General features: G+C 34.9%; 22 protein-coding genes and 1 other annotated feature. Of the genes, 7 read left to right on the top strand and 15 right to left on the bottom strand.

Annotated features, from left to right (window positions below; all coding sequences use genetic code 11):
• Nucleotides 1-111: 111 nt before the first annotated feature.
• The 5 genes from ACYVEC_RS27675 to ACYVEC_RS27695 all read right to left on the bottom strand — a co-directional run bounded on the left by ACYVEC_RS27675 (nucleotide 112) and on the right by ACYVEC_RS27695 (nucleotide 4,331).
• Nucleotides 112-816, bottom strand: coding sequence for a nucleotidyltransferase domain-containing protein (locus ACYVEC_RS27675; RefSeq protein WP_063225345.1), 705 nt, complete (start codon nucleotides 814-816; stop codon nucleotides 112-114).
• 82 nt (nucleotides 817-898) lie between these two features.
• Nucleotides 899-1,486 (bottom strand): hypothetical protein, encoded by a 588-nt coding sequence (locus ACYVEC_RS27680; protein WP_080468787.1) that lies wholly within the window; start codon nucleotides 1,484-1,486, stop codon nucleotides 899-901.
• Between the two features lie 106 nt (nucleotides 1,487-1,592).
• Nucleotides 1,593-1,919, bottom strand: coding sequence for a heme-degrading monooxygenase HmoA (gene hmoA, locus ACYVEC_RS27685; protein ID WP_000469503.1), 327 nt, complete (start codon nucleotides 1,917-1,919; stop codon nucleotides 1,593-1,595).
• A 96-nt stretch (nucleotides 1,920-2,015) separates the two neighbouring features.
• Nucleotides 2,016-3,236, bottom strand: a complete 1,221-nt coding sequence (locus ACYVEC_RS27690) for an MFS transporter (protein ID WP_460509303.1) — start codon at nucleotides 3,234-3,236, stop codon at nucleotides 2,016-2,018.
• A gap of 51 nt (nucleotides 3,237-3,287) precedes the next feature.
• A complete protein-coding gene (locus ACYVEC_RS27695; protein ID WP_063225342.1) occupies nucleotides 3,288-4,331 on the bottom strand; it encodes an ArsR/SmtB family transcription factor in 1,044 nt (347 codons plus the stop codon).
• A 292-nt stretch (nucleotides 4,332-4,623) separates the two neighbouring features.
• Here ACYVEC_RS27695 and ACYVEC_RS27700 point away from each other — a divergent pair, with 292 nt between their 5' ends.
• Both ACYVEC_RS27700 and ACYVEC_RS27705 read left to right on the top strand, forming a co-directional pair.
• The gene (locus ACYVEC_RS27700; RefSeq protein WP_000532728.1) at nucleotides 4,624-5,115 is read left to right on the top strand and encodes a DinB family protein; all 492 of its coding nucleotides are present in this window, start codon (nucleotides 4,624-4,626) and stop codon (nucleotides 5,113-5,115) included.
• Nucleotides 5,116-5,328: 213 nt separating this feature from the next.
• Nucleotides 5,329-6,522 (top strand): NupC/NupG family nucleoside CNT transporter, encoded by a 1,194-nt coding sequence (locus tag ACYVEC_RS27705; RefSeq protein WP_063225341.1) that lies wholly within the window; start codon nucleotides 5,329-5,331, stop codon nucleotides 6,520-6,522.
• Nucleotides 6,523-6,570: 48 nt separating this feature from the next.
• Here the strand turns inward: ACYVEC_RS27705 and ACYVEC_RS27710 are convergent, their stop codons facing one another.
• Together ACYVEC_RS27710 and proB are read right to left on the bottom strand one after the other, a co-directional pair.
• Nucleotides 6,571-7,818 carry a glutamate-5-semialdehyde dehydrogenase gene (locus ACYVEC_RS27710; RefSeq protein ID WP_063225340.1) on the bottom strand — a complete coding sequence of 416 codons (1,248 nt, stop codon included), beginning with the start codon at nucleotides 7,816-7,818 and terminating at the stop codon, nucleotides 6,571-6,573.
• Between the two features lie 30 nt (nucleotides 7,819-7,848).
• Complete coding sequence (gene proB, locus ACYVEC_RS27715) at nucleotides 7,849-8,952, bottom strand: glutamate 5-kinase (protein ID WP_063225339.1); 1,104 nt, start codon at nucleotides 8,950-8,952, stop codon at nucleotides 7,849-7,851.
• Between the two features lie 146 nt (nucleotides 8,953-9,098).
• Nucleotides 9,099-9,309 (bottom strand) — a binding site (T-box leader).
• 340 nt (nucleotides 9,310-9,649) lie between these two features.
• Here proB and proC point away from each other — a divergent pair.
• On the top strand, nucleotides 9,650-10,468 hold the full coding sequence (gene proC, locus ACYVEC_RS27720) for a pyrroline-5-carboxylate reductase (RefSeq protein ID WP_063225338.1): 819 nt from the start codon (nucleotides 9,650-9,652) through the stop codon (nucleotides 10,466-10,468).
• 204 nt (nucleotides 10,469-10,672) lie between these two features.
• On the opposite strand, the gene ACYVEC_RS27725 is transcribed toward proC, so the two are convergent.
• Nucleotides 10,673-12,313, bottom strand: coding sequence for a M20/M25/M40 family metallo-hydrolase (locus ACYVEC_RS27725; RefSeq protein ID WP_063225337.1), 1,641 nt, complete (start codon nucleotides 12,311-12,313; stop codon nucleotides 10,673-10,675).
• Between the two features lie 75 nt (nucleotides 12,314-12,388).
• On the bottom strand, nucleotides 12,389-13,138 hold the full coding sequence (locus ACYVEC_RS27730) for an IclR family transcriptional regulator (protein WP_063225336.1): 750 nt from the start codon (nucleotides 13,136-13,138) through the stop codon (nucleotides 12,389-12,391).
• 267 nt (nucleotides 13,139-13,405) lie between these two features.
• Between ACYVEC_RS27730 and ACYVEC_RS27735 the strand changes: the two genes are divergently transcribed.
• Together ACYVEC_RS27735 and ACYVEC_RS27740 are read left to right on the top strand one after the other, a co-directional pair.
• A complete protein-coding gene (locus ACYVEC_RS27735) occupies nucleotides 13,406-14,830 on the top strand; it encodes an amino acid permease (protein ID WP_063225335.1) in 1,425 nt (474 codons plus the stop codon).
• A 306-nt stretch (nucleotides 14,831-15,136) separates the two neighbouring features.
• Nucleotides 15,137-15,484: a VOC family protein gene (locus ACYVEC_RS27740; RefSeq protein ID WP_063225334.1), complete on the top strand. Its 348-nt coding sequence runs from the start codon at nucleotides 15,137-15,139 to the stop codon at nucleotides 15,482-15,484.
• A 140-nt stretch (nucleotides 15,485-15,624) separates the two neighbouring features.
• On the opposite strand, the gene desA is transcribed toward ACYVEC_RS27740, so the two are convergent.
• The 3 genes from desA to ACYVEC_RS27755 all read right to left on the bottom strand — a co-directional run bounded on the left by desA (nucleotide 15,625) and on the right by ACYVEC_RS27755 (nucleotide 21,269).
• Nucleotides 15,625-16,656, bottom strand: coding sequence for a Delta(5) desaturase DesA (desA, locus tag ACYVEC_RS27745; RefSeq protein WP_063225333.1), 1,032 nt, complete (start codon nucleotides 16,654-16,656; stop codon nucleotides 15,625-15,627).
• Between the two features lie 296 nt (nucleotides 16,657-16,952).
• The gene (locus ACYVEC_RS27750; RefSeq protein ID WP_063225332.1) at nucleotides 16,953-19,337 is read right to left on the bottom strand and encodes an immune inhibitor A domain-containing protein; all 2,385 of its coding nucleotides are present in this window, start codon (nucleotides 19,335-19,337) and stop codon (nucleotides 16,953-16,955) included.
• A gap of 258 nt (nucleotides 19,338-19,595) precedes the next feature.
• Nucleotides 19,596-21,269, bottom strand: coding sequence for an alkaline phosphatase (locus ACYVEC_RS27755; RefSeq protein ID WP_063225331.1), 1,674 nt, complete (start codon nucleotides 21,267-21,269; stop codon nucleotides 19,596-19,598).
• A 284-nt stretch (nucleotides 21,270-21,553) separates the two neighbouring features.
• On the opposite strand from ACYVEC_RS27755, the gene ACYVEC_RS27760 reads away from it, so the two are divergent.
• Nucleotides 21,554-22,036: a DUF2975 domain-containing protein gene (locus ACYVEC_RS27760; protein ID WP_063225330.1), complete on the top strand. Its 483-nt coding sequence runs from the start codon at nucleotides 21,554-21,556 to the stop codon at nucleotides 22,034-22,036.
• A gap of 10 nt (nucleotides 22,037-22,046) precedes the next feature.
• Nucleotides 22,047-22,262, top strand: coding sequence for a helix-turn-helix domain-containing protein (locus tag ACYVEC_RS27765; protein WP_000974619.1), 216 nt, complete (start codon nucleotides 22,047-22,049; stop codon nucleotides 22,260-22,262).
• 40 nt (nucleotides 22,263-22,302) lie between these two features.
• Here the strand turns inward: ACYVEC_RS27765 and ACYVEC_RS27770 are convergent, their stop codons facing one another.
• The 3 genes from ACYVEC_RS27770 to ACYVEC_RS27780 form a co-directional block, all read right to left on the bottom strand.
• Nucleotides 22,303-22,614 (bottom strand): hypothetical protein, encoded by a 312-nt coding sequence (locus tag ACYVEC_RS27770; RefSeq protein WP_063225329.1) that lies wholly within the window; start codon nucleotides 22,612-22,614, stop codon nucleotides 22,303-22,305.
• A gap of 107 nt (nucleotides 22,615-22,721) precedes the next feature.
• Nucleotides 22,722-23,108, bottom strand: coding sequence for a DUF3887 domain-containing protein (locus ACYVEC_RS27775; protein WP_063225328.1), 387 nt, complete (start codon nucleotides 23,106-23,108; stop codon nucleotides 22,722-22,724).
• Nucleotides 23,105-23,788 carry a YhfC family intramembrane metalloprotease gene (locus ACYVEC_RS27780; RefSeq protein WP_063225327.1) on the bottom strand — a complete coding sequence of 228 codons (684 nt, stop codon included), beginning with the start codon at nucleotides 23,786-23,788 and terminating at the stop codon, nucleotides 23,105-23,107. The genes ACYVEC_RS27775 and ACYVEC_RS27780 overlap by 4 nt, the downstream gene beginning before the upstream one ends.
• Nucleotides 23,789-23,834: the final 46 nt, after the last annotated feature.

Below are 23,834 nucleotides of genomic sequence, written 5' to 3' on the forward strand. Positions count from 1 at the left end.
CTATGCTTTATAGTCTAATACTTTTCTTCATAGCCTAGAACGTTTTTTATGACTGTAATTACATCAACCGTTCGACGTGAAATATTAATTTACCTATATAAAATAGCCTCATTATTTAGTTGTCATATTGTGTAAAACCCACTCAATCAGGAAATTTGCTGAAGGGATGCGCTCTGTTGTATTTCCTAAAAATAGTTTATTAAGTAACTCATCTAAATGAATTGGCTTATTCGGCAACGTTTGAATATACCTTAAAACAGACCCAGCTGGAGGTACTGGCTTATTATTAACAGCCCATATCCCTTCTAACAATGTCCAAGTTGACGTATGAACTATGTATGAAGCCTTTAACTCATCATTTGCTTTCAAAGCAGATTGAATTTTAATTAACGAACTATGCAACCAATGAGAAATGCCTTTCACTTTGTCGTTAGAAACACGATAGTTTTCAAATTCATATGTAGCTATTTCCTTTAACTTTTTCAACTCACCGCTCTTATCAAACAAAATTTCCCCTTCTAAAAATGAGTATAGTTCCATCGGATTGTTTTTAAAGTTTACTTGTATTAGATTAAAATCCGCACTCTTATATTCAACTAAAATATCTTCTCTCGTTTCAGAATGAAATTTCTTCTTTTGTCCGTCTTCTAAAAGAATATAGAAATCTAAATCCGAATCAGGATATGCGTCACCTCTTGCGACAGATCCGATGAGCATACATCCAGTTATCTTATCTATAGATAAGATTTCAGCTACTATTGTTTTCACTAATTTTTTATGTTGTTCATGTTTAATAAATATTTGTGCTTCTAACATTTGTAACCTCCAAACACATTATTATAGAGTTATTCGTTACCTATATATATTACTTCTCTTATCCCTTTAATCTTCTACATACTTATTCAACAATTGTCAGTTCATATACAATTGCGTCTTTACTGCTTTTTGTTTTATCTTGAATGGTTACAATGTCTCCAGCTTTTATTTTCGAAGCGTTCACTATTTTTACCATCTCTGGTGGAACAACCCCTCCATCGTTCTCTTTATTTAGCGGTAACCACTTTACTGATTTATTAGTTGCTTCTAAAATTTTATATTTAATTGTACCATCATACTTTATTTCACCAACAAGATCTTTTACTAATGTAGGTGTGTATTTGCCCTCCTCTTTTTCCAAAGAGATATGATCACCTATATCTGGGATACCGTTTCTTACAGGTGCCTTCCATTTTGTTGGATTTAAATCATTTAAACTTACTTTCACACTATCTTCTTTATTTGAGCTAGCATCTTTTAGAAATATTTCATAATAATTCTTATCAATAACGATATACTCCTTCTGCTCTACTATTTTTGCACTGCTTTCACGTTTTTCTTCCTCATTCTTAGATACTTCTTCTTTCACATTATTATTACTACACGCTGATAATAATGTCGTTACTAAAGCTGCCATTATTAATATTCTTTTCACTTCATTTACCTCCATTTATAACTAAACAAATAAACATATATCACATCCATATTTTACTATAAATCAAAAAAGAGGATATTTGTTTATTAATAAACAAATATCCTCTACCTTTACATATATATTACGACTGCTGATAAGCCGCTTTCGATGATTTCACATAATAAACCGCATGATCCACATTAATAATATGATCTGGTTTTGGTTTACCACGGCTTGCTCTATGTCCAGCTAAGTGTTCTTCACTAGTTTCCCAGTTTTTCCAAGCCTCTTCAGATTCCCAGCGAATCATAACGACTACTTCTTCGTCGCCGCGTCTTACTTTTTTCACAAGAACACTTAAATCGATAAAGCCTTCAAATTTTTCAATAATACCTTCTCCAGTAAAACGTTCTACAACTATATTTGATGTACCTTCTTTTACTGTAAATGTTTTCGTTTCAATAAACATATATCCCACTCCCTCTTTGTAATACGAATACTAGTATTCTTCTATTATAGTTGATTATGATAATTATTTTCAATTATAAAGTTTAAATTTTTTGAATCATGCTGATTTCTCTTCAATTGCCTCATTTAAAAATTTGAAATACGGAAGTAATATTCCTATTAAAGAAGTAACACATATTATTGAACTGATAATAAAGTATAGTGCTCTAACTCCCCACACCTCACTCAATATTCCTCCTAATAACACACCTAACGGCATAGCGGATCGTATGAAAAATAATCGCACTGAAAATACTTGTCCTATCATATTGTTCGGGACTGATTGTTGGCATATCGTTGTGTTATGAACATTGAAAAATGCAATACAAACACCTGCTATTACTTCAATTATTATCGCTATAACAATACTATGATTAAACCCTAAAGAAATGTATGTGAGTCCCCCTATAAACAATCCTCCAAGCATAAGTACACGCCGGCTTTTATATATTACTTTACCAACTAGTATGGATCCAACTACATAGCCAAGTGGGAATCCGGCCATAAAATAACCAAACTCCGCGTATCCAGCGGACAACTCGACTTTTATATAGGGAAGATTTGTAACCATCGTTACCCCTACTCCAAATTGCACGAAAGTCAAAAATATACAGAGCCAAACGATAATTGGTTTTGTGAAAAAATATGTAAAACCGTGAAGAAATTGTTCTAGCCACGTTTTCCGAATGGGTTGTGTTGTTCTATTTTCTTTTATATAAAGTAAGAAAGTGCCACTAACAAATAGACACATGCATACGAAAGCTAATGTAAGTTCTGTTCCAATTAAATGAATGACTACTCCGCCTAATACCGGCGCAAGAAACATCATAAGGCGAGTCATTCCATCAATGTACGCATTTGCATCTTGAAGTTGTTCTTTCCTTACAATGCTCGGTGTAATTGCTTGACTTGCAGGTGTATAAAGCGGTGTAATAAGTCCCACTACTATTTGAACAACATAAATGTGCCAAACTTCTATACTACCTGAAACTAGCATCACCAAAGGTAATAAGAATACGGACGCTCGTATCCATTGTGAAAAAATCATAATCCACTTCCGACTCCATTTATCAATAAATGGGCCACTTAATAATTGCAGTATGAGTGATGGGATGAAATATAATAGCCACATACTACTTAAAGCCATTTCCGATTCTGTTAACTCATATACTAGAATTGAATTACATAACGTTCCGAAACCCCCTCCTAATTCTGAGATTGCACTACCAATCCACATAAAAAAGAACCAACGATTTCTCAATACATTTTTCAATTTCATACACCAACTTTTCTCTTAAATTCCTCCCTTTATGTACATTCTTGTTGCATATTATCTATTTAAAAACGCATCTAATTCTTTCGCTAACGACTGTACTGCTTTCTTTCTTAATACATATTTCCCGTCATGTATATCCACTAACTTCGCTGCACGTAAAAGTTTCAAATGATGATGTACTGTCGATTTACCAAGTTGCAATCTTTCTGTAATTTCCTGCAATGTACGTTCTTTTTCAAACAACATTTTTACAATGCGTAATCTTGCTTCATCCCCAAGTGCTTTATGCTTTTGAACTAAAAAATAATTTGGTTCAAACGGATCTTCAGGATGAATGCTTTCATTCGCAACTGGATAATGAAGCACTTTCGTATCTTCAATATCTGCTTCAATATTCCACGGTCTATACGTCACTTGCGGAATAAGAAGTACGTGATGAACACTTGGCTCTGGCATATAGTTCACTCCACCAGTGGCCCACTCGACAAACTCTTCCGGTTTCATTTTTTTATTCATTTCATTCTTTGCTTCATAGTCGCGTTTGAATATAGCAAGTATTTCTTCTTCCTCTTTCTTAATAACGCTCTCATACCAACCTGTCATAACAGCGATTAAATGGGCTTTCAGCACTTGTACATCAACATCACATATAAAACGAATATAAGTAGAGAAAAACTGATGTTCTTGTGTCAGTTTCATTAGTTCATGTATTGCAGTTACGTTTCCACTTGCCGCTAAAGTTCTTTTTTCTTGGTACTTCTCTCCTAAAAACGGTAAACATATATACTTGAAATCTTCTTCTGAAAGCCAATCGATTTTAGCATGAAACTGCGATAAATCCTGAAAATCCTCTTCATACAACAACTGAAGCAACGCTTTCCACGTATTATGTTCTTCTACAAACTGTAATTGCTCTCTCATCTCTTTTGTTAATGATTGTTTAATCTCTTCCCATTCACTTTGAGACTTTTCAAGTGTATCAATTAACCTTTTATGAGTAATCGCTGCAATGCCAAGCGCGCATTCGAAAAGTATCGAATATCTCATTTGAACGTTGTATGTCTCCCTCTTTCTACTCGTTACGTGAAAGACTTCCATTCCATCCCCTCCTTGTTTGTTATATATTAAATTCTATTTTTATCGAATTTATCCTTCTATATTTTTAGAACTATATTGCGACTTTAAAAAATGCTTTAATCAATGAGCAAATAGAAAAAGGTTTATACTCTTTTTCATTCTGACTCAATTAAAACCTTGATTATTAAAAATGAAGTTTTTTAATGGCTCTGTTATACGTTGCATTTCCTTCTCTTGTTCAGCTATAGAGAAGGTTTATTAAAGAGAAAAGAGAATTGATTTTATTAAGAAAAATAAACAGGAGGCTATACGAATGGGAAGAAAAGAAATGTTGCAAAATGGAGTCCAACAAGTTTTTTACGAAGAAGAATGGTACCCACCAATATCAGAAGCTTTAAAGAATCTTACCGCTGAACAAGCATGTTGGCAACCAGAAGGTGCTGCCAGTAATACGATTTGGGAAAATGTGAACCATTTATTAATCTTTAAAGAGCGCCTACTTTCCCGCTTACATGAAGATGACACATTTGTTGCTCCACAAAATAATGATGAGACGTTTATCCAAGGTGGACCTAATGATGATGACGCTTGGCAGCAAACAGTGAAACGAACGCTTCAAGTACATGATGCCTTACAATCTTCATTAACATCTTTTCAAGAAGCAGAACTAGATCAACCAAAGCCTTCTCTACCAATTTGGCAACAATATATGAATATTCTTTTACACGATGCTTATCATACAGGACAAATTATACAGCTTCGGAAACTTCAAGGTTCATGGCCAACTCATCGTTCTTATTTATAAGCGATGTTTAAATTTGCTTACGTTTAACATGCAACAAAACAATTGAAAATAGCTAATTGTTTTATAATTACTGCGATTGCTTAAAATAAAGCAAATTAAAATACATGGATCCCAAACATAATTTATATTCTTCATAACTTCTGATCATAATCCAAATTTGGAAGAATAGAGGCTTTTTTATATACAAATAATAAGCCTCAAGGAGTTGTTGACATGCATTTCATATTGAATATGTTAGGGATTTTCATTGTAATCTTAATCGTTTTCCTATGTTCGCCTAATAAAAAACAAATAAAATGGAGACCAATCGTTATTCTCATCATATTGGAGCTTTTTATTACGTGGTTTATGTTAGGCACAAAATTAGGCAGTATTATCATTAATAAAATTGCGTCATTTTTCAGTTGGCTACTATCATGTGCGAATGAAGGTATTCGATTTGCATTTCCTTCAGCTATGGACAGTCCACACATTGATTTCTTCTTTAGTGCATTACTTCCTATCATCTTTGTTATTACTTTTTTCGATATTCTATCTTATTTCGGAATCTTAACTTGGATTATTGATAAAGTAGGTGCAATTATTTCAAAGATTTCTCGTTTACCAAAGCTAGAAAGCTTCTTTTCCATTCAAATGATGTTTTTAGGAAATACGGAAGCACTTGCGGTTGTTCGTGATCAATTATCTGTGTTAAAAGAAAATCGTTTGTTGACTTTTGGAATTATGAGTATGAGTAGCGTCAGCGGATCCATTCTCGGTGCTTATTTATCTATGGTGCCGGCAACATATATTTTCAGTGCCATTCCTTTAAACTGTATTAATGCATTAATTTTAGCCAATGTTTTAAATCCTGTCGAAGTGACGAAAGAAGATGATTTGGTATATACACCTTCAAAACATGAAAAAAAGGATTTCTTTTCTACTATTTCAAACAGTATGTTAGTCGGGATGAATATGGTTATCGTTATTTTAGCTATGGTAATTGGTTATGTAGCTTTAACAGCATGTTTAAACGGGATTTTAAGTTTTTTTGTAACAGGCTTAACAATTCAAAAAATCTTCTCCATTATCTTTAGTCCATTTGCATTTTTACTCGGTTTATCAGGCAGTGATGCTATGTATGTAGCTGAACTAATGGGGATCAAAATAACGACGAATGAATTTGTTGCAATGATGGATTTAAAATCAAACTTAAAGTCTTTACAACCGCATACGATTGCGGTTGCAACAACATTTTTAGCTTCTTTTGCTAACTTTAGTACAGTAGGTATGATTTATGGAACTTACAATTCATTATTTGGCAGCGAAAAATCATCAGTCATCGGGAAAAATGTTTGGAAGCTTCTTGTGAGCGGAATGGCTGTTTCCTTATTAAGCGCTATGCTTGTTGGGTTATTTGTATGGTAAATAATTTTAAAATAAAAGACACCCAACCTAATTGAGTGTCTTTTATTTTTATTTTCGAATTTGTCCATTTCCACGAATCACATATTTTGCGGAAGTTAATGCTGGAAGCCCCATTGGTCCTCTTACGTGTAGCTTTTGTGTACTGATGCCAATTTCTGCTCCAAATCCGAATTCAGATCCATCAGTAAAACGAGTTGATGCATTATGATACAGCGCTGCAGCATCAACAGCTATGAAAAATTTGCTGACGTTTTCCTCGTTTTCTGAAATAATCGCTTCAGAATGCATAGATCCATACGTATTTATGTGATGAATCGCTTCTTCTATAGAAGAAGCTACTTTCACTGCCAGCGTGAGAGATAAAAATTCTGTCCCCCAGTCTTCTTCTGAAGCAAGTACAATTGAAGAATCCATTGCCAATGCTTTTTGATCACCACGTAGCTCCACGCCTCTTTCCTTCAAAGAAGAAAACAACTCGCTACCATATTGCTGTGCCCACTTCTCATGAAGTACAATCGTTTCAATCGCATTACATACAGATGGTCGCTGCGTTTTTGCATTTATAATAATATCAATTGCCATTTGCATATTCGCTGTTTCATCAATGAAAATATGACAATTTCCCGCACCTGTTTCAAGTACTGGAACAGACGCTTCTCTCACAACAGTATCGATTAATTGTTTGCCACCTCTTGGAATAAGAACGTCTAGATAATCATTCATTGTAAACAACTGCTTTGCGCTATCTCGCGTTGTATCTTCTATAAGCTGTACGCTTTCTTGAGGTAAGCTTGTTTGTTTGAGCGCCCTGTGAATAACGGCAACGATCGCTTTATTAGAATGAATAGCAGAAGAACTACCACGTAATATGACTGCGTTTCCAGTTTTCAAACAAATTGTAGCAGCATCCACCGTCACATTTGGCCTTGCCTCGTAAATCATCCCGACAACACCAAGTGGTACGCGCATCTCCTGAATAGATAATCCATTTGGCCTTTCCCATGCACTTATACATTCTCCAACAGGATCACGTAATTCAATGAGCTGCTTAATCCCCTCTGTCATATCAATAATACGATTTTCAGTTAGCATAAGACGATCAAGGAGTGAATCAGAAAATCCTTTTGCCTTACCTTCTTCTATATCCCGTTTGTTTTCCTCTAAAATATAAGCTGTTTCACTTATTAATTGATTTGCAATTGCAGCAAGTGCTTCGTTTTTTTGCTTTGTAGATTTAAGCACAAGTTCTCTAGCGACTTCTTTCGCCTTCATTCCCTTTGCCAACACTTCATTCATTTTTATTTCCTCCTTTTTTGATCCCTATTCTTAAAATGAAACCCAATAATCCCTATGGATGACTTCATAACTATGCCTTTCGCCTTTTGCTTGAATATCTTGGCTTTGCATACCTTTTACATCGCTTAGTTCCTCTGCGCTATATGTGCATTGTCCTTTTCCAATCACGCGCCCTTGTTGCGTAATTACTTCCACGACTTCACCTACTCGGAAAAAGCCTGACACATTCGTAACACCTGCCGGCAGAAGACTCTTGCCATGCTGAATGATAGCTGTAGCTGCTCCGGCGTCTACTTCAATTTGTCCACTAACAAGCGAATGCAAAGCGATCCATTGCTTATTCATCTTCATTTCTTTTTGAGGGGCATTTCCGACATACGTTCCATCACCTTTACCCTTCAAAACATCTACAAATTTCTCTTGTCCACGTCCTGTTCCGATAAATACACTCACACCAAGAGAGAGCGCTGTCTTTGCAGCATCGATTTTTGATTTCATACCGCCAGTCCCAAGTTTTGAGCCAGCATCTCCAGCAAGAGAAGCGATTTCTTTTGTAACTTCAGGAAGGAAATAATATTTTTTTGCATCCGTATTTTTCTGAGGATTTTTGTCATATAAACCGTTCACATCCGTAAAAATCATAAGCATATCAGCCGAAACAAGTCCGCTTACTAAAGCTGACAGCATATCATTATCACCAAACGTTAGCTCCTCTAAAGAGATAGAATCATTTTCATTAATGATTGGAAAAGCAGAACGGTTTAGTAACTCTCCTAAAGTAGCGTAAGCGTTACTATATTGTTCTTTTCTAGAAAAATCACTTCTCGTCAGCAATAGTTGCGCAGTAACGATACCATATTTACGGAATTCCTCTGTGTACGCCTGCATTAACAAACTTTGTCCGACAGCAGCAGCTGCCTGTTTTCCTTTAATTGTTACAGGTCTGCTAGGATACCCTAGGGAAGAAAAACCTGCAGCAACGGCCCCAGATGTAATTAACAAAACTTCATGCCCTTCCTCTTTCAATCGCGCCAATGCAGAAACATGATCTGAAAGTTGTTCTTTAGAAATGCCTCCGTGACTATCTGCCAAAGAACTGCTCCCAATCTTTACAACAATTCGTTGTTTTTTCACTTTTATATCCCCCAAGTCTAAAATCAAAGTTTTTTATACATTACACTTCTATTCATACAGCTTGCAGCGATTTCTATACTCATCAGTGCTGCACCTAGCCTATTTTAAGAGCAAAATAAAAATGACCGCTTCGCCCTTAATAAAATAAAAAGGACGAAACGGTCATTGTTCCGCGGTACCACCTTAATTGATATACATAGATATCCACTTGGTGCCTATAACGCAGGCGGACGCCTAAACTTTCATTTAAGACTCAGGGATAGGTTCGATACATTCTATACGAGGAATCTTTCAGCCGGTGAATTCCACTCTCTTTCGCAAGAAGACATATGTACTATTTCCCTTCAACGATTTTTAATCTAATTTTTTTATATTATGCGATATAGTTCGATTTGGTGTCAAGTGGTATTTTATAAAATAAATAGAGCGACAAGTTACTTGTATGAAATTATTGTCCAAATTAATAAAAATACAAATTGATATAACTGCAACTCATATTCATAAACACAAAACCTTAAATTATAGTGTATATATTTACAGAATGTCGAATATAATTGATTTTTATCTTTTGGTATTGCAAAAAGGAATATATTCTCTTAGAATGTTTCTTTATATTGCATGGAGATGTTATTGTTATTTTAAGATAACAATTTCAAATTGATATAATTTATTATAAAAGGAGCAAGATTGAGTTATTATGGATAAACAAATTGGATTCATCGGATGCGGAAATATGGGTATGGCCATAGTTGGCGGGATGCTAAATAAAAATATAGTGTCTTCAAATAATATCATTTGTTCAGATTTAAACACGACGAATTTAGAAAATGCTAGTGAAAAGTACGGACTAACTATAACTACTGACAACAATGAAGTCGCTAAAAATGCTGATATTTTAATTTTATCAATTAAACCAGACTTATACCCATCAGTAATTAATGAAATTAAAGAAGAGATCAAAAACGATGTTATTATCGTAACGATCGCTGCTGGAAAAAGCATCAAAAGTACAGAGGATTCTTTTGATAAGAAGTTAAAAGTTGTACGAGTAATGCCTAATACCCCTGCTCTTGTTGGAGAAGGAATGTCTGCATTATGTCCTAATGATATGGTGACAGAAAAAGATTTAGAAGATGTGCTAAACATTTTCAATAGTTTTGGTCAATCAGAGATTGTAAGTGAAAAATTAATGGATGTTGTAACATCTGTAAGTGGTTCTTCACCAGCATACGTATATATGATTATAGAAGCGATGGCAGATGCTGCTGTACTAGATGGTATGCCAAGAAATCAAGCATATAAATTCGCTGCTCAAGCTGTGTTAGGCTCTGCAAAAATGGTACTAGAAACAGGAATACATCCAGGTGAATTAAAAGACATGGTTTGTTCTCCTGGCGGAACAACGATAGAAGCTGTAGCAACTTTAGAGGAAAAAGGCTTACGAACAGCCATCATTTCAGCTATGCAACGTTGTACACAAAAGTCTGTTGAACTATCTGGTCAAACTAAAAAATAATATTATAAAAGAGATCACGTTAGCTATAAATTCACATGAATTTAATTAGAAAATTGTGGACTACATACTACCCCATTTTCACTAAATGATAAACGGACAAACTCAAAGATACTTGAGTTTGTCCGTTTTACTTTTAATTATTTTAAAATAATTTCATTCAAATTTTCTTTTGATTTTCTAGTTTTATCCCTTCCCTATTCCCTACTATGATTGTGCAATTTTATTAGAAATAAGTAGTTTTTCAATGCATAATGGTAACATGTCTAATAGCATTTCAAATGCGTAATTTACATCTAGACGTTCTGTCCATTGATGTGCATCTTTTCCTACCGGTCCCATATTTAATACTGGAACGTCAAACTCTTCTAGTTCCTGAAGTGGAATCGAGTAACCTTTATCCCATAATGGCATATTGTCTACAAGTGAACTCATTGAATCTAATGGGTTCTGTAAGCCCACATAGCTCAAATCTGAAATTCCTCCAAAATAGTTTTGGTTTTCAAATGTAATATTATGATTGAAGTGTGCATACTTTTCCATTTCTCCAACTACTTCTTTAATTAACTGGTTGTTGCGTGAACTTACAGCTGGATAATATGGCGGAGCAAAGAAAAGTACAATCATCGGCGCCTTTTCTTTACATAAAATAGCTAGTTTATCTACTAAATCAATCGTTACCGCACGATCATCTTTATCTTCTCTATTTTTAATAATGCTAGATTGAATTTCATCTATTTTCTTTTGTCCATATTGTTCAATTGCATAAGCGATAAGCTCTTCATACGTTAATACATTTACTTTGAGGTTAGGTGGTATAAACGGATTATATTTAGAAAAACGATATGCATGTTTTTCATACGATTCTTCTATTTTCTCAGCTACTTTCGTTACTTTTTGACGCAGCAATGAAACGACATCTGTCATTGATTTTTCTAATAAAAACAAATTAAATAATGTGACTGCACGATGCGGAATTTGTACAGAATAATCTTCCTTTAAATCCCTCTGAAGTAAGTTAGTTGGCGGAGGACTCGCTTCCCCTTCTACAATATCACAAAGGTCTGTATTCAACTCTAATTCTGCTGTTATTAATGAAGCCATATAACTCCCATTTAAGCCTGCAAAAGGTTCACCTACATGTGTCTCTTTTCCGTAGCAAAGAAAACCAGGTAACACCTTACCAATAGAACCAGTATAAATATATTTCTTTTGGTCACCAGGATGCCTTGAAAACATAGGCTCTGAATTTAGTACCGTTTTATAATCCAAGTCATATTCTCTTGCTAAATCTAACAATCTCGGAACAGCAGCTCTCATCCCTACCGAGTTCACTTCTTCATCTGGAACAGCTAGTAAAAGAACATTCCCATCAAATCTTCCTTCACAAGCTTGCTCAATCATCGCCATTTGTAAAGCTAGACCACATTTCATGTCCATTGTTCCTCTACCAAACAGCCAATCTCCATGTTCTATATCTTCACGTACATGTTCTGGAAGTTCATCTTTATGAGCATAAAACATAGATGTTAACTTTTTAGGATTAAATGCATCTTCTTTCCACACCCCGTAATCTTGTACATCTACAACATCAAAGTGACTTACTAGAACTACGGTATTTTTCGTACTATCGCTTTTCTTTACTAGTGCTGTAACAAAATATCGTCCGTCCCCCGTCGGATTTTTTTGCAAATGATGCGGGTTTTCTTTAAAATACTGTAAATCAGATAATTGTTCCACAACAAAGTCTGGCAATATCACTTCAGCTTCTGTACCTGTAATACTAGGAATTTCAACCAGACCGCTTAATAATTGAATCAATTGTTCTTTTGATTGCCACTTTGACATATAAATCCCCCTATTTTTCCGCATTATGAAAATTAATTCCAGTATATGAATAAAAAATGACGGCAGTTATCAAAATTATAGTTCTGATGTACTGCCGATTTTTATTGATATTTCCTGAGCTGCTTGTTTTACCTTACTAATAAGAAAAGATAGTCGATCATCATTAATGCGATGACTAATTAACCCAACACTTAATGCTCCTACTACTTTATGATTAAATCCGATAATAGGTGCAGCTACTGAAGCTGTCCCTTCTGTTTTTTCACCATAACTGACCGCATATCCTTCATTTCTTATCTGCTCGATTTGATTAAAAAGAATTTGCTTTTGTTCTGGTACAGAAGAAAGTAGCTGTTCTACAATATATTCCATTTCATTCTGTTTCATATTGGCAAGCATCGTTTTGTTTGCTGCGCCAATAGAAAGAGGAATTTGTTCCCCTAAGTTATCAATAACTCGAATTTTTAAAGGGCTATCAATTCTTTCAATGATAATAGAATGTGTTCCATTTGGAATGTTCAAATAAACACTTTCTTCCACTTCATAGGCCAATCGCTTCATAACTTCTCTTGCGACTGATCTGTAGTCTACCTTCTCCAATTGTCGTAATCCTATTTCCATCCACATTGGTCCAATTTTGTACTGTTTCGTCTCTGAAATTTGCGTAACTAGCCCATGCTCGATTAGAGAGTTAAGTAATCTATGCACTGTACTAACTGGGAGATGTGTTCTGTCCGCTATATCAGAAATGGCCCAATACTCTTTTTCATTAGTAGAATTTAATAACTTTATAATACTTATCGCTCGATCAATGGACTGTACCATAACTCACCTCAACTTGACTTGTAATATGTTAGTGCGCTCAATTATCTATCAATTTAACAAAAATTCAAAATGAAATCAATCTATTTATTTAATTTTCTAAAAATAAAAATATGCCACTGATAATAATTTGAAAGCGTAATCAAAAAAATATTGACTTTTCCTTTTAATTATCTGAAAATTAAAACGAGATTTCACATCACGGAATACATTCCATAATACGGAAAAACAGCAAACTTTATTCTATCAACTACGAAAGTGAGGAAAACAATGGCGCAAGTAAACAATACAAACAATGAATTAAAACGTACGATGAAAAGTAGACACTTATTCATGATTGCTCTCGGTGGTGTGATTGGAACGGGGTTATTTAACGGATCTGGCTTTATTATAAGTAAAGCTGGGCCTGGTGGATCCGTACTTGCCTTTATGGCCGGTGGATTATTAATGTATCTCGTTATGCTATGTCTTGGTGAGCTTGCTGTAGCAATGCCTGTTTCTGGTTCTTTCCAGGAATATGCCACTAAGTTTATCAATCCTGCAACTGGGTTTACAATCGGATGGTTGTATTGGTTAAGCTGGGCGAATACGACCGGTCTTGAATTTACAACTGCCGGTATTACAATGCAGCGCTGGTTTCCTGATATTCCTGTATGGGTTTGGTGTTTAATATTTGGCGTTACAATATTCACTATTAACGCACTATCTGCTCGTAGTTATGCAGAAACAGAATTTTGGTTTTCAAGTATAAAAGTATCTGCTATTATTGCTTTTATTATTCTTGGTGGCGCCGCTATGTTCGGTTTTATTGATTTAAAAGGCGACGAACCAGCTCCGCTATTATCAAATTTCGTAAATCATGGTGGTTTATTCCCAAATGGACTTGCAGCTATCCTATTAACAATGGTTACAGTCAATTATTCCTTCCAAGGTACAGAACTTGTCGGAATCGCTGCAGGTGAAAGTGAAGATCCAGCAAAAACTTTACCTCGTTCTATTAGAAATATTATATGGCGAACAATGTTTTTCTTCGTCTTAGCAATTTTTGTTCTCGTTGCTTTAATTCCTTGGGAAGAAGCAGGATTAACAAAGAGCCCATTTGTTGCTGTTTTTGATAATATCGGTATTCCATATGCAGCTGATATTATGAACTTTGTTATTCTTACTGCTGTTCTTTCTGTCGCAAACTCTGGACTATACGCGGCAACTCGCATGCTTTGGTCATTATCAAAAAATGAAATGGCCCCAGCCTTTTTAAAGAAATTATCATCACGAGGAATACCTCTAAACGCTTTAATTATGACAATTGCTATTTCTGCTTTTTCTCTTTTGACAAGCGTTGTAGCTGCTGAAACAGTTTACTTATGGTTAATTTCCATTTCTGGAGTCATAACAATCATTGTTTGGATGTCAATTTGTGTTTCTCAATTCTTTTTTCGTAAACATTATTTAGCCGAAGGTGGAAAATTAGCAGACTTAAAATTCAAAACTCCACTTTATCCTCTTGTACCAATTCTTGGTTTTGGATTGTATGGCATTATATTAATTAGTCTTATCTTTATCCCAGATCAAAGACTAGGAATCTATTGCACTGTACCATTTATCATCTTTTGCTACACTTACTATCACTTTAAAGTTAAGAAAAGAATTTCTACTAACACTCATAGTGAAACTAAAACTAGCGAGACTATGTAATACCCTACTTATATAAAAGACCGCACATGGATTTCACCTCATGTGCGGTCTTTTATCATTTATCATTTATCATTTTCACCTGTTTTGTCGTTCCTTTATTTTCCTATACTTTTTAGAAGACGAGTCAGTGTTGCTATACTCTTTATACAAAGGATAATATCTGTATCGTTTCAACAGTAAATGCTACAATATTAGCAATTATGATTTTTTACTTTTTATAAGTGAATGATTTACCTTACTATTACTGTTTTGATATATTGAATATATATTACTGAAAATTTTTGAAATAGACAGGAGTTATGTACGATGATAAAAGGTTTCGGGGGAATATTTTGGAGAACTAAAAATATGGATGTTATAAAAAAATGGTATAGCGAAGTATTAAAAATTGAAATAGAAAATTGGAATGGGACAATAATTAAGCCTCAATTAGGAAATGAAACTATTTTTTCTTTCTTTACCGAAAATGACAATTATTTCCCGATAGAACAGCAAGTGATGTTAAATTTTGAAGTACATAATCTAAGTGAGACTATTCAGCATCTTGAGAAAATTGGCGTACCTCTTGAAAAGAAAGAAGAAATGAGTGAATTTGGAAAGTTTATTTGGATTAAAGATCCTGAAGGCCGACTAATCGAACTTTGGGAGAAATAATCGGTTATAGTCATTTGTGCTTTCATTCAACAAAGTAAGTAAAATAGCAATTCCCTGTCAGGATCAGACAACTATTATTTATACAAAGACACCCCTTTAATCAAAAATGATTAAAGGGGTGTCTTTTATATACGATTAAATTATAGTTCAGATTTCATCCGAACAGAAACATTGTTTTTAATTATATTTTTGACATCTTTAAAGCTAACAAAATTGTTACTTTTCTCATCCCAAAGACGGAAACGTAGTGATTGTAAGCTTGTAGCAAGAGTAATTGTTGGTACATTTTTTAACGGAAGCGTATTATTGTGTGCCTCTTCTAGTTTATAGTTAGGTACTCTTGGGCTTAAATGGTGAACATGATGGAATCCAATATTACCAGTTAAGAATTGCAAGATTTTTGGAAGTTTATAAAATGAACTTCCTTCCACTGCCGCTTTCACATATTCCCAATCTTTATCCTCTTCAAAATAAGAATCCTCAAATGTGTGCTGTACGTAAAACAGCCAAATCCCTACTGAACCCGCTATTAAGAATATAGTACCATGTACTAACAGAAACGATTGCCACCCAATTGCCCAGCAAAGTATAGCTACTACAGCAACGATAATAATATTCGTCAAATACGTATTCATACGTTCTTTCTGTCTAGCACCTTTTCGGTTAAATCTATTTTTAAGCAAGAAAACATAAATCGGACCTAATCCAAACATAACGAATGGATTGCGATATAAACGATATGCTAAACGAAGTCTAAATGGTGCAGCTACATATTCATCCACTGTAAGCGTCCAAATATCTCCTGTACCTCTCTTATCTAAATTACCACTTGTAGCGTGATGAATCGCATGCTCATGCCCCCATTGATCAAATGGGAATAACGTTAACACACCCATACATGTCCCTACTATTCTATTTGCACGTCGACTTTTAAAGAATGAATAATGGGTACAATCATGAAAAATAATGAAAATTCGTGTCATAAAACCAGCGGCTAACAGAGATGGAACTAATGATAACCAATAAGAAACAGACAAACTTTTATAAGCGAGGTACCATAAAATAATAAATGGCACGACTGTGTTAATAAGTTGCCACACACTTTTTTTAATCGTTGATTTTTCATACGGAGCAACTTGTTTTTTTAAATTTTTAGTATTTTCTAATGTCATTTTTCTAATTCCTTTCCTTTTTGTTGCTAATTCACATTATAGCACACTATTAGTAGTAGGTGTTAAAAGTAGATGTAATAAATATTATATACTATAAAAATCTCTTTTTTCTTACTCAATACTTACAAATTACTTACGCCCAAAATAGCGCTATAATTGGACAGTTGAAGCATTTCATTTATCAAATAAATTTCCAGTCTTTACAATTAAAACAGCGAACTTTTTTACAAGCAGAAAAGAGCTGCCATAAGTCAGTTTCACCGGCTTATGGCAGCTCCTCTTCATTTCATTTTATTTTATCGATGGATCCAAACTGCACCTGCTGACTTATCTTCAGCTTGACCTACTACTTCAAACTTCAATCCTAGTTTCGGCAACTTACGTCCTGCATCTGGAATAACACTGTTGATATACTGCTTAGAATCATCAAATTTCGAAACGCCTGGTAATCCTTTATAGTCAAAGATACCGCGAGTTGGCGAATTTACTTTCCATGCTGGCGTTTGATCAAATGAGAATGCCGCATCGGCAATTTGATAACGCGTACTGCTCTTCACAGTAGGTTGTCCGTTTAATGTTCCTACGATTGCCTCTGGATGAGAATCTACTACTCCAAGGAATCCTTCGCCTGGATGAACGCCTACCCAGTTATCTGTAAAGCTTTGATCCGCATACCATACAACCATTCCTGTATTAAATACTGGACCACGTGCATATTGTAATGCAGTATCAGACCCAGCGTAATTACGCCACTCGATATAGTAGTTATGTTTTTTCTGCTCCAATCCGTTAGACACAGTAAATCCTTTTAACGCCATTGCTGGCTGGCCTTCTGCATCATCAGAGAAAACAACTTTTCCATCTACAGTTAATGCTGCATTGTCTAACGCAAATCCTTTATAAGCTACTGCAATATCTGTTACATACTCAAATTGCAGTTTTACTTTCTTTCCTTTGAATTGACTTAAATCGTATGATTTATCAACCCACTTACCATCCGTTGTATCTATACCACCTTTTACATCTTTTTCGCCCATTCGATCGATACGTGTCTTCGTTCCATCTTCTGTAATCGCATTTACGTCAAGGAAATCATACTTTGCTTCCAGTTCATAAAATGTCTTATAATCAAACTTAGCATCCGTTGCAGTCGTTAAGTCAAATACTGGTGTCTCAAGTGTTGTATGAATGTCATTTCCTTTAGTGCTGTAATAAAACTTCTTACCAAATGCTGATTCGATATTTTTTATATCTTTGTCTGGCAAGTTAACACGAACGATTCCTGGTCGTTTAGATTTTGTAACACTTTGATCTAAATATGTTGCAGTACCGACTCCAGTACGAAGTTTATCATAATCTACCTCAACGATATTCGCCCAGTTCCCCTTCATATTCTTTTGGAAAAACTCTTTATTTTGTGGTGAGAAACTTGTTGGCTCTGTTCCTGCAATTTTTCCAGCCCAGCTACCGCCGCTCATAAGGGACCATGATTCAACTGGTTCACCTTGCCCTGAGTACTTTGTATCATACTCATCTGGTAAGCCTAAATCATGACCGTACTCATGTGCAAACACACCAACCGCTCCGTCTTCAGGCTCAATTGTATAATCGTATGCAGCCATCTTTCCGCCCCAATTTGAAACAGAAGATTTTGTACCATCAATCGCATATGGCTTCGATCCTAGTTTTGAACGATGAGACCAAATTGCATCATCTTTCAATTTACCGCCGCCAGCCTCTTGGCCCACGCCAGCATGTACAACCATTAAGTGGTCAATGATTCCATCTGGCTCGTTTTTATTTCCATCACCATCTTGATCGTATTGATCAAATTGGTCATAGTCTGCTAAATTGATACCTTTTGCTACAGCTGCTTTTAATGCTTCTTTTACAAAATCCTTCGGGCCTAGGGGACCTTTGTTATCATGACCAGTTCCGGCATCCGCACCATAATCTGACGCTTTTCCTGGAACAGTAAGCCATTCCGTTACAGTTCCATCAACTGTATAGCTTCCGCCAGATTGTTCTTCATAATACTGTTTAAATGTATTAATCTTCGATCCATCAAATAAGGTAAATGGCTCATCACCAAATAACATTTTTTGATAATGTTCACGATTAAAGTCTTTAGAATACATATAACCTGGTTCTTGATCAATATTATTATGCTTAAAATCGCTAAATTCTACGAGTAAAACAAGTACTTTATCTTTTCGAACAGCTCCATTGTACTCAGCTTGTTTCGCTGGTGTAGTAGGTACTTTTCCATTTAATTTTCCTGGGTTCAATCCTACACCTTGTCCAGTTATCGGTCCTAATTCGGGCTGCTGCGCCTGTTCATTTTCCTTCATTTTTGTATCTTTTACTTTTTTCATAAAATCTGAAGCTTCTTGCGTAAGATTATCTCCGGTCAAGATTTCTTTTCCAGGGTTTTCCCCTTTCTTTTTCTCAACATATTTTTCGACAGCCTTTGATGTCTCAGCTTGTGATGCAGATTGATCAATTACTCCCCGTTGCTTCAGCGCCTCTGCCAAACGCTCCTCTGATATTAAATGCTCATCAATTGGTAGAGATGGTGGCGTCTCAGCATAAGCTGCATGACTTCCAAAAGCAAACGTACTACTTAGCACTGCTGCTGATGCTAAAACTAATACAGGTTTTAACTTCTTATTCTTATTCAATGTGTTTCCTCCCCGATGGTTGCAAATTATCGTTTTTTGCCGATAGCAACATAATATTCGTTATAATACGAATATTCAATCTTTTCAAAGCGCTAAAATGTTGAGAAATATTTTTTGTAGGCTGAAAAAAATAAAATAAGTAAATTTACAGGAAGTCCACTCTAGAATTTTTGTTCCTCTTTCCTCTTTTGTTCGAGTGAAATCTCATCTACACAAAAAAAGCCAATTCCTAAGTACTAACTAAGGAATTGACATTTTTTAATGAGAATGCTTTATGAATAAACGGGTTGCTTCTTCTGGTACATAGAACTTACCATTGCTTTCTACAACAACACTACCTAATTCATAATCTTTATTCTTAATACGAATTATATTTTTGTTAATAAATAATTGAGCTGTTACATTATTACGTTTTACTATGAGCACGGAATTTACTGCATCGGTTTTATCTATTGTTACTGTTGCCCCTTTTCGCTTAAAAGCTGATTCACTCTCTACAAATAATTTGTTTGTTATTTCTTCTAAGTTAAAACCCATTGCTTTCGCCATCGTCTTCCCAATGTCCGTGTTTTGAATCAAACCGTATGGCTTTTTAGGACCGTAAGAATATAAAAACACATCCTCACCTGTATGGCCTCCTGTTGTGAAGCCTATGTTCGCACGATTGGCCAATAATGTAGTAAGTATTGGACCTACATCCGATTTCTTTTTTGCTACTTTTACTCTTTCTTTTTCATCATAAGTTAAATTATCCAAACCGTATAATTTAGCTACATCTTCTACATTTGATAAATTAGATTTCAAATTATTTATAGTCCCCTCAAGTGTCATTTTCGATTTTTTCAATGGATCAATGTATGCAGAGACCGGCGTAGTATTATATCCTTTCGTCGTATTCATATTCCCAATAGAAATACCGCTGTTACCATGGTCAGTTAAAGCGATGAGCAGTGTGTTCCCATCATTTTTTGCAAATTGCAACGCTTTTGCTACTGCTCCATCAAATGCTAATACATCACTAATCATCCCAATTGGATCATTCACATGAGCTGCCCAGTCTGGCTTACTTCCCTCTATAAATAAAAAGAAGCCATCTTTATCTTTTGATAACGTTTGAATCGCTTTTTCCGTCATTTGTGAAAGTGTTGGTTGCTCCGGATTTGTTTCTTCACGATCCATATCGAAAGCTAAGGCATTATGTGAAAAAGAACCCCAAATTTTATTAGATTTGGATTTCAATAATGCCTCTTTCGTTTCAACAAAGTCATATCCTTTGTTTTGAATTACTTTTACTAAATCTTCTCCATCTTTTCGGATTCCACTATTTTTTATAGGTAGCAGTGCCGCTTTTCCCCCGCCTAATACGACATCTATATTTTGATACACTTGCTGCTCCGCAATTATGTCAAAACGCTTTCGATTGACATGATGAGCAGAAAATCCGGCCGGAGTAGCATGCTGAATTTCAGCTGTAGCAACAATTCCAGTTGCGCGACCAGTACGTTTGGCACCTTCTAAAACGTTGGCAACTGGCCGTAACTTGTCCTCTTCTTTTATTGGTTTTAGGCCAGGTGAACTCATAATAGAAGGTAATACACCTACATATCCTGAATTCGATTTATTCCCCGTCGCTAAAGCTGTTGCTGCCGGGGCTGAGTCTGTTATAGCTGATTCCGCCGAATATGTACGAACTCCTCCTGTTACAATTTCATCTAATACAAGTGGTTTCCCTTTATACAAGCGAGCTAATGTGGTTGCTGAAGAACTCGTTCCGTCCATAACCATCATGATTACATTTTTCGGTTGTCGTTCTGCTTTTTTCTCTTTAGCTTCCACCGTATGATAATTCATCATACTTTCAGTACCTAACATACTTAGTGTGATTGTTCCTACTAACAGTAACTTCTTCATCTTTAAACCCAATTCCGACATTATTGCGCCTCCATTAGTTTCACATTCATTTACATACAAAGTTCTGATTTCCCTTTACTTTTCACTACCTATATATGCTTTATTAATTCCCAATTCTTATAAAGCTAACAGTAGTAACTTTCTCATTCATTTAATGTCGGTATAGTTCATCTATCTTATATAGAAAATTTTTCATTATTAACTTGTTTAACAACAAATCGCCAATCAAAATAAATAAAAATTTATTGTTAAACAATAAATTTCGTGGTAAATTAATAAGATATTAAATAAATGAGGTGCTTTTTATGAAACAAGGATCAACACTCTTCTTAAAGACAGCTGTGATTCTAATGGGTATCCCTGTTCTTGCTATGTGCATTTTTTTAGTCCCTAAAATAGGGAATTTCGCTGCAGAACTATATCCTGATATTGCATATATTAAATATCTTGTATTTATCAACTTATACGCAACAGCAATACCATATTATTTTGCGCTGTATCAAACATTTAAGCTTTTAAACTATATTGACAAAAACAACGCATTCTCAGAGTTGTCTGTTACAGCTTTAAAAAATATTAAGTACAGTGCACTAGCAATTAGTGTATTATATGTATTAGGTATGCCACTTTTCTATCTTGTGGCAGAGAGAGATGACGCCCCTGGCATTATTATTATCGGAATGATTATGATTTTTGCTTCAATGGTAATCGCGGTCTTTGCTGCCGTTCTCCAAAGACTATTAAAAGATGCTATAGATATAAAATCAGAAAATGATTTAACGGTCTGAGGTGAATAATATGGCAATTATTATTAATATTGATGTAATGTTAGCGAAAAGAAAAATGAGTGTAACAGAGCTTTCGGAGAAGGTTGGAATTACAATGGCTAACCTTTCTATTTTGAAAAACGGAAAAGCAAAAGCAGTTCGTTTTTCAACTTTAGAAGCCATTTGTAAAGCATTAGAATGCCAACCTGGGGATATTTTAGAATATCAACCTGAAGATACTGAATAAAAAGAGTCCTTCATACGAGAAGGACTCTTTTTATTGCACATTATGGCGCAAAACTAATTTGACCAGTAAACAATAAGATAATTGCGATAATCCAAAATATAAAAAATGATGAGGACAGTATGAATGAAAGAAAAGCAATCCCCTTCTTCTCTGTTTTTTTCGTCATTGTAATGATAGAAAGTATGATACCTACAACTGTGAGGGCAACTGTAATATAATCCCCCACTATATTACCTGCATTCGCTATCCTTGTTGGCGTTATAAAAACGAACAGAAAACATAAAATTCCTATAAGTAATGATATATAGCTTATTATACTGTACTTCTTTTTAGGAATTATTTCGGTTTTCATCTTAACCCACCCCTTCTATATAACTATGAGTTCATATTAGCACAATTAACCATAATTTAGTTAATACAAAAAAGAGATACAGCGGGAACTTCCACTGTATCTCTTTTTTATTTAATAAATAAACCTGCTATTTCTTCTTTATCATTATAAGTAATGATAAAGGTACGTTGTTCCTTACTATACTTCGCTACAAGAATAACAGTATATAATCCATCTTTTTCTTCAATCGATTGTTTCTCAATTTTTTCGAACGTACCAGCTTTCTCAATTACAGGTGTAAGATCTTTCATTTTTTCTTCTGGTAATCCAGCTGTCATTTTGCTATCAAATTTCTCATGCACTTCTTTATACTTTGCCTCATTTAATAATGATACAATTTCTTCCGCTTTCGGAATAAATTTTTTAGACGTACTTTCATCTACTTTATTACCGGTACATGCTGCAAGTGCGAACGCCGCGATTGCACTTATAATAATAAGTAACATTCTTCTCATTTTAATACACCCTTTCTTTTTAAAATGAAACTATAACTAAAAACGAGTAAAGCACAAATTGCTATTGAAACTTCTGACATAATGATCCCGCTTTTCCCTGTTACATATAGCGAGATAATACTAGCCAATGCATTTACAGCCCCATGGATGAGAATTGCATATACAACATAACAAAATTTCTTTTGGACGACAGCTTGCAATACAATGAAGGAAAGCCCAACATGCAATATCATCGCAAAGATACGCTCGATACCGCCGAAATAGTAACTGTCACCATTCTGGATGACTGTTTGTGACAATAATAAGGACAATACCGGGATACCAACTATCAGCACTGCCTCAATACCACCATGCCCTGCTCCAAATAAAAAACCAGACTGCCAATCTCGTTGCTTCATAAAATAACGCATTGCGATAAAACGAGCTATCTCTTCAAAAATCCCAGCTGATATACTAAGCAAAACTGCAAATAGTATAGGCTGCATAACAGAAAACATTTGAAAATCTGTGCTAGTTCCATTTAAATAATTCAGTATTGGTATGCGAATCAATATTTGTGATACAACAAAAGCCAATACACCTAACATATATGGAATATAGCGTTTCTTCCAAAAAGCATATAAAAGTGCTATAAGTGGTAAACCAAAGCTAATCATTGTTGTAAAAATAAGACCATTCATCTCGCTTCACCTCTTACTTGAAGTGTATAAAATCGAGTGAAGAAAG

The sequence above is a fragment of the Bacillus sp. MN7755 genome (assembly GCF_054771475.1).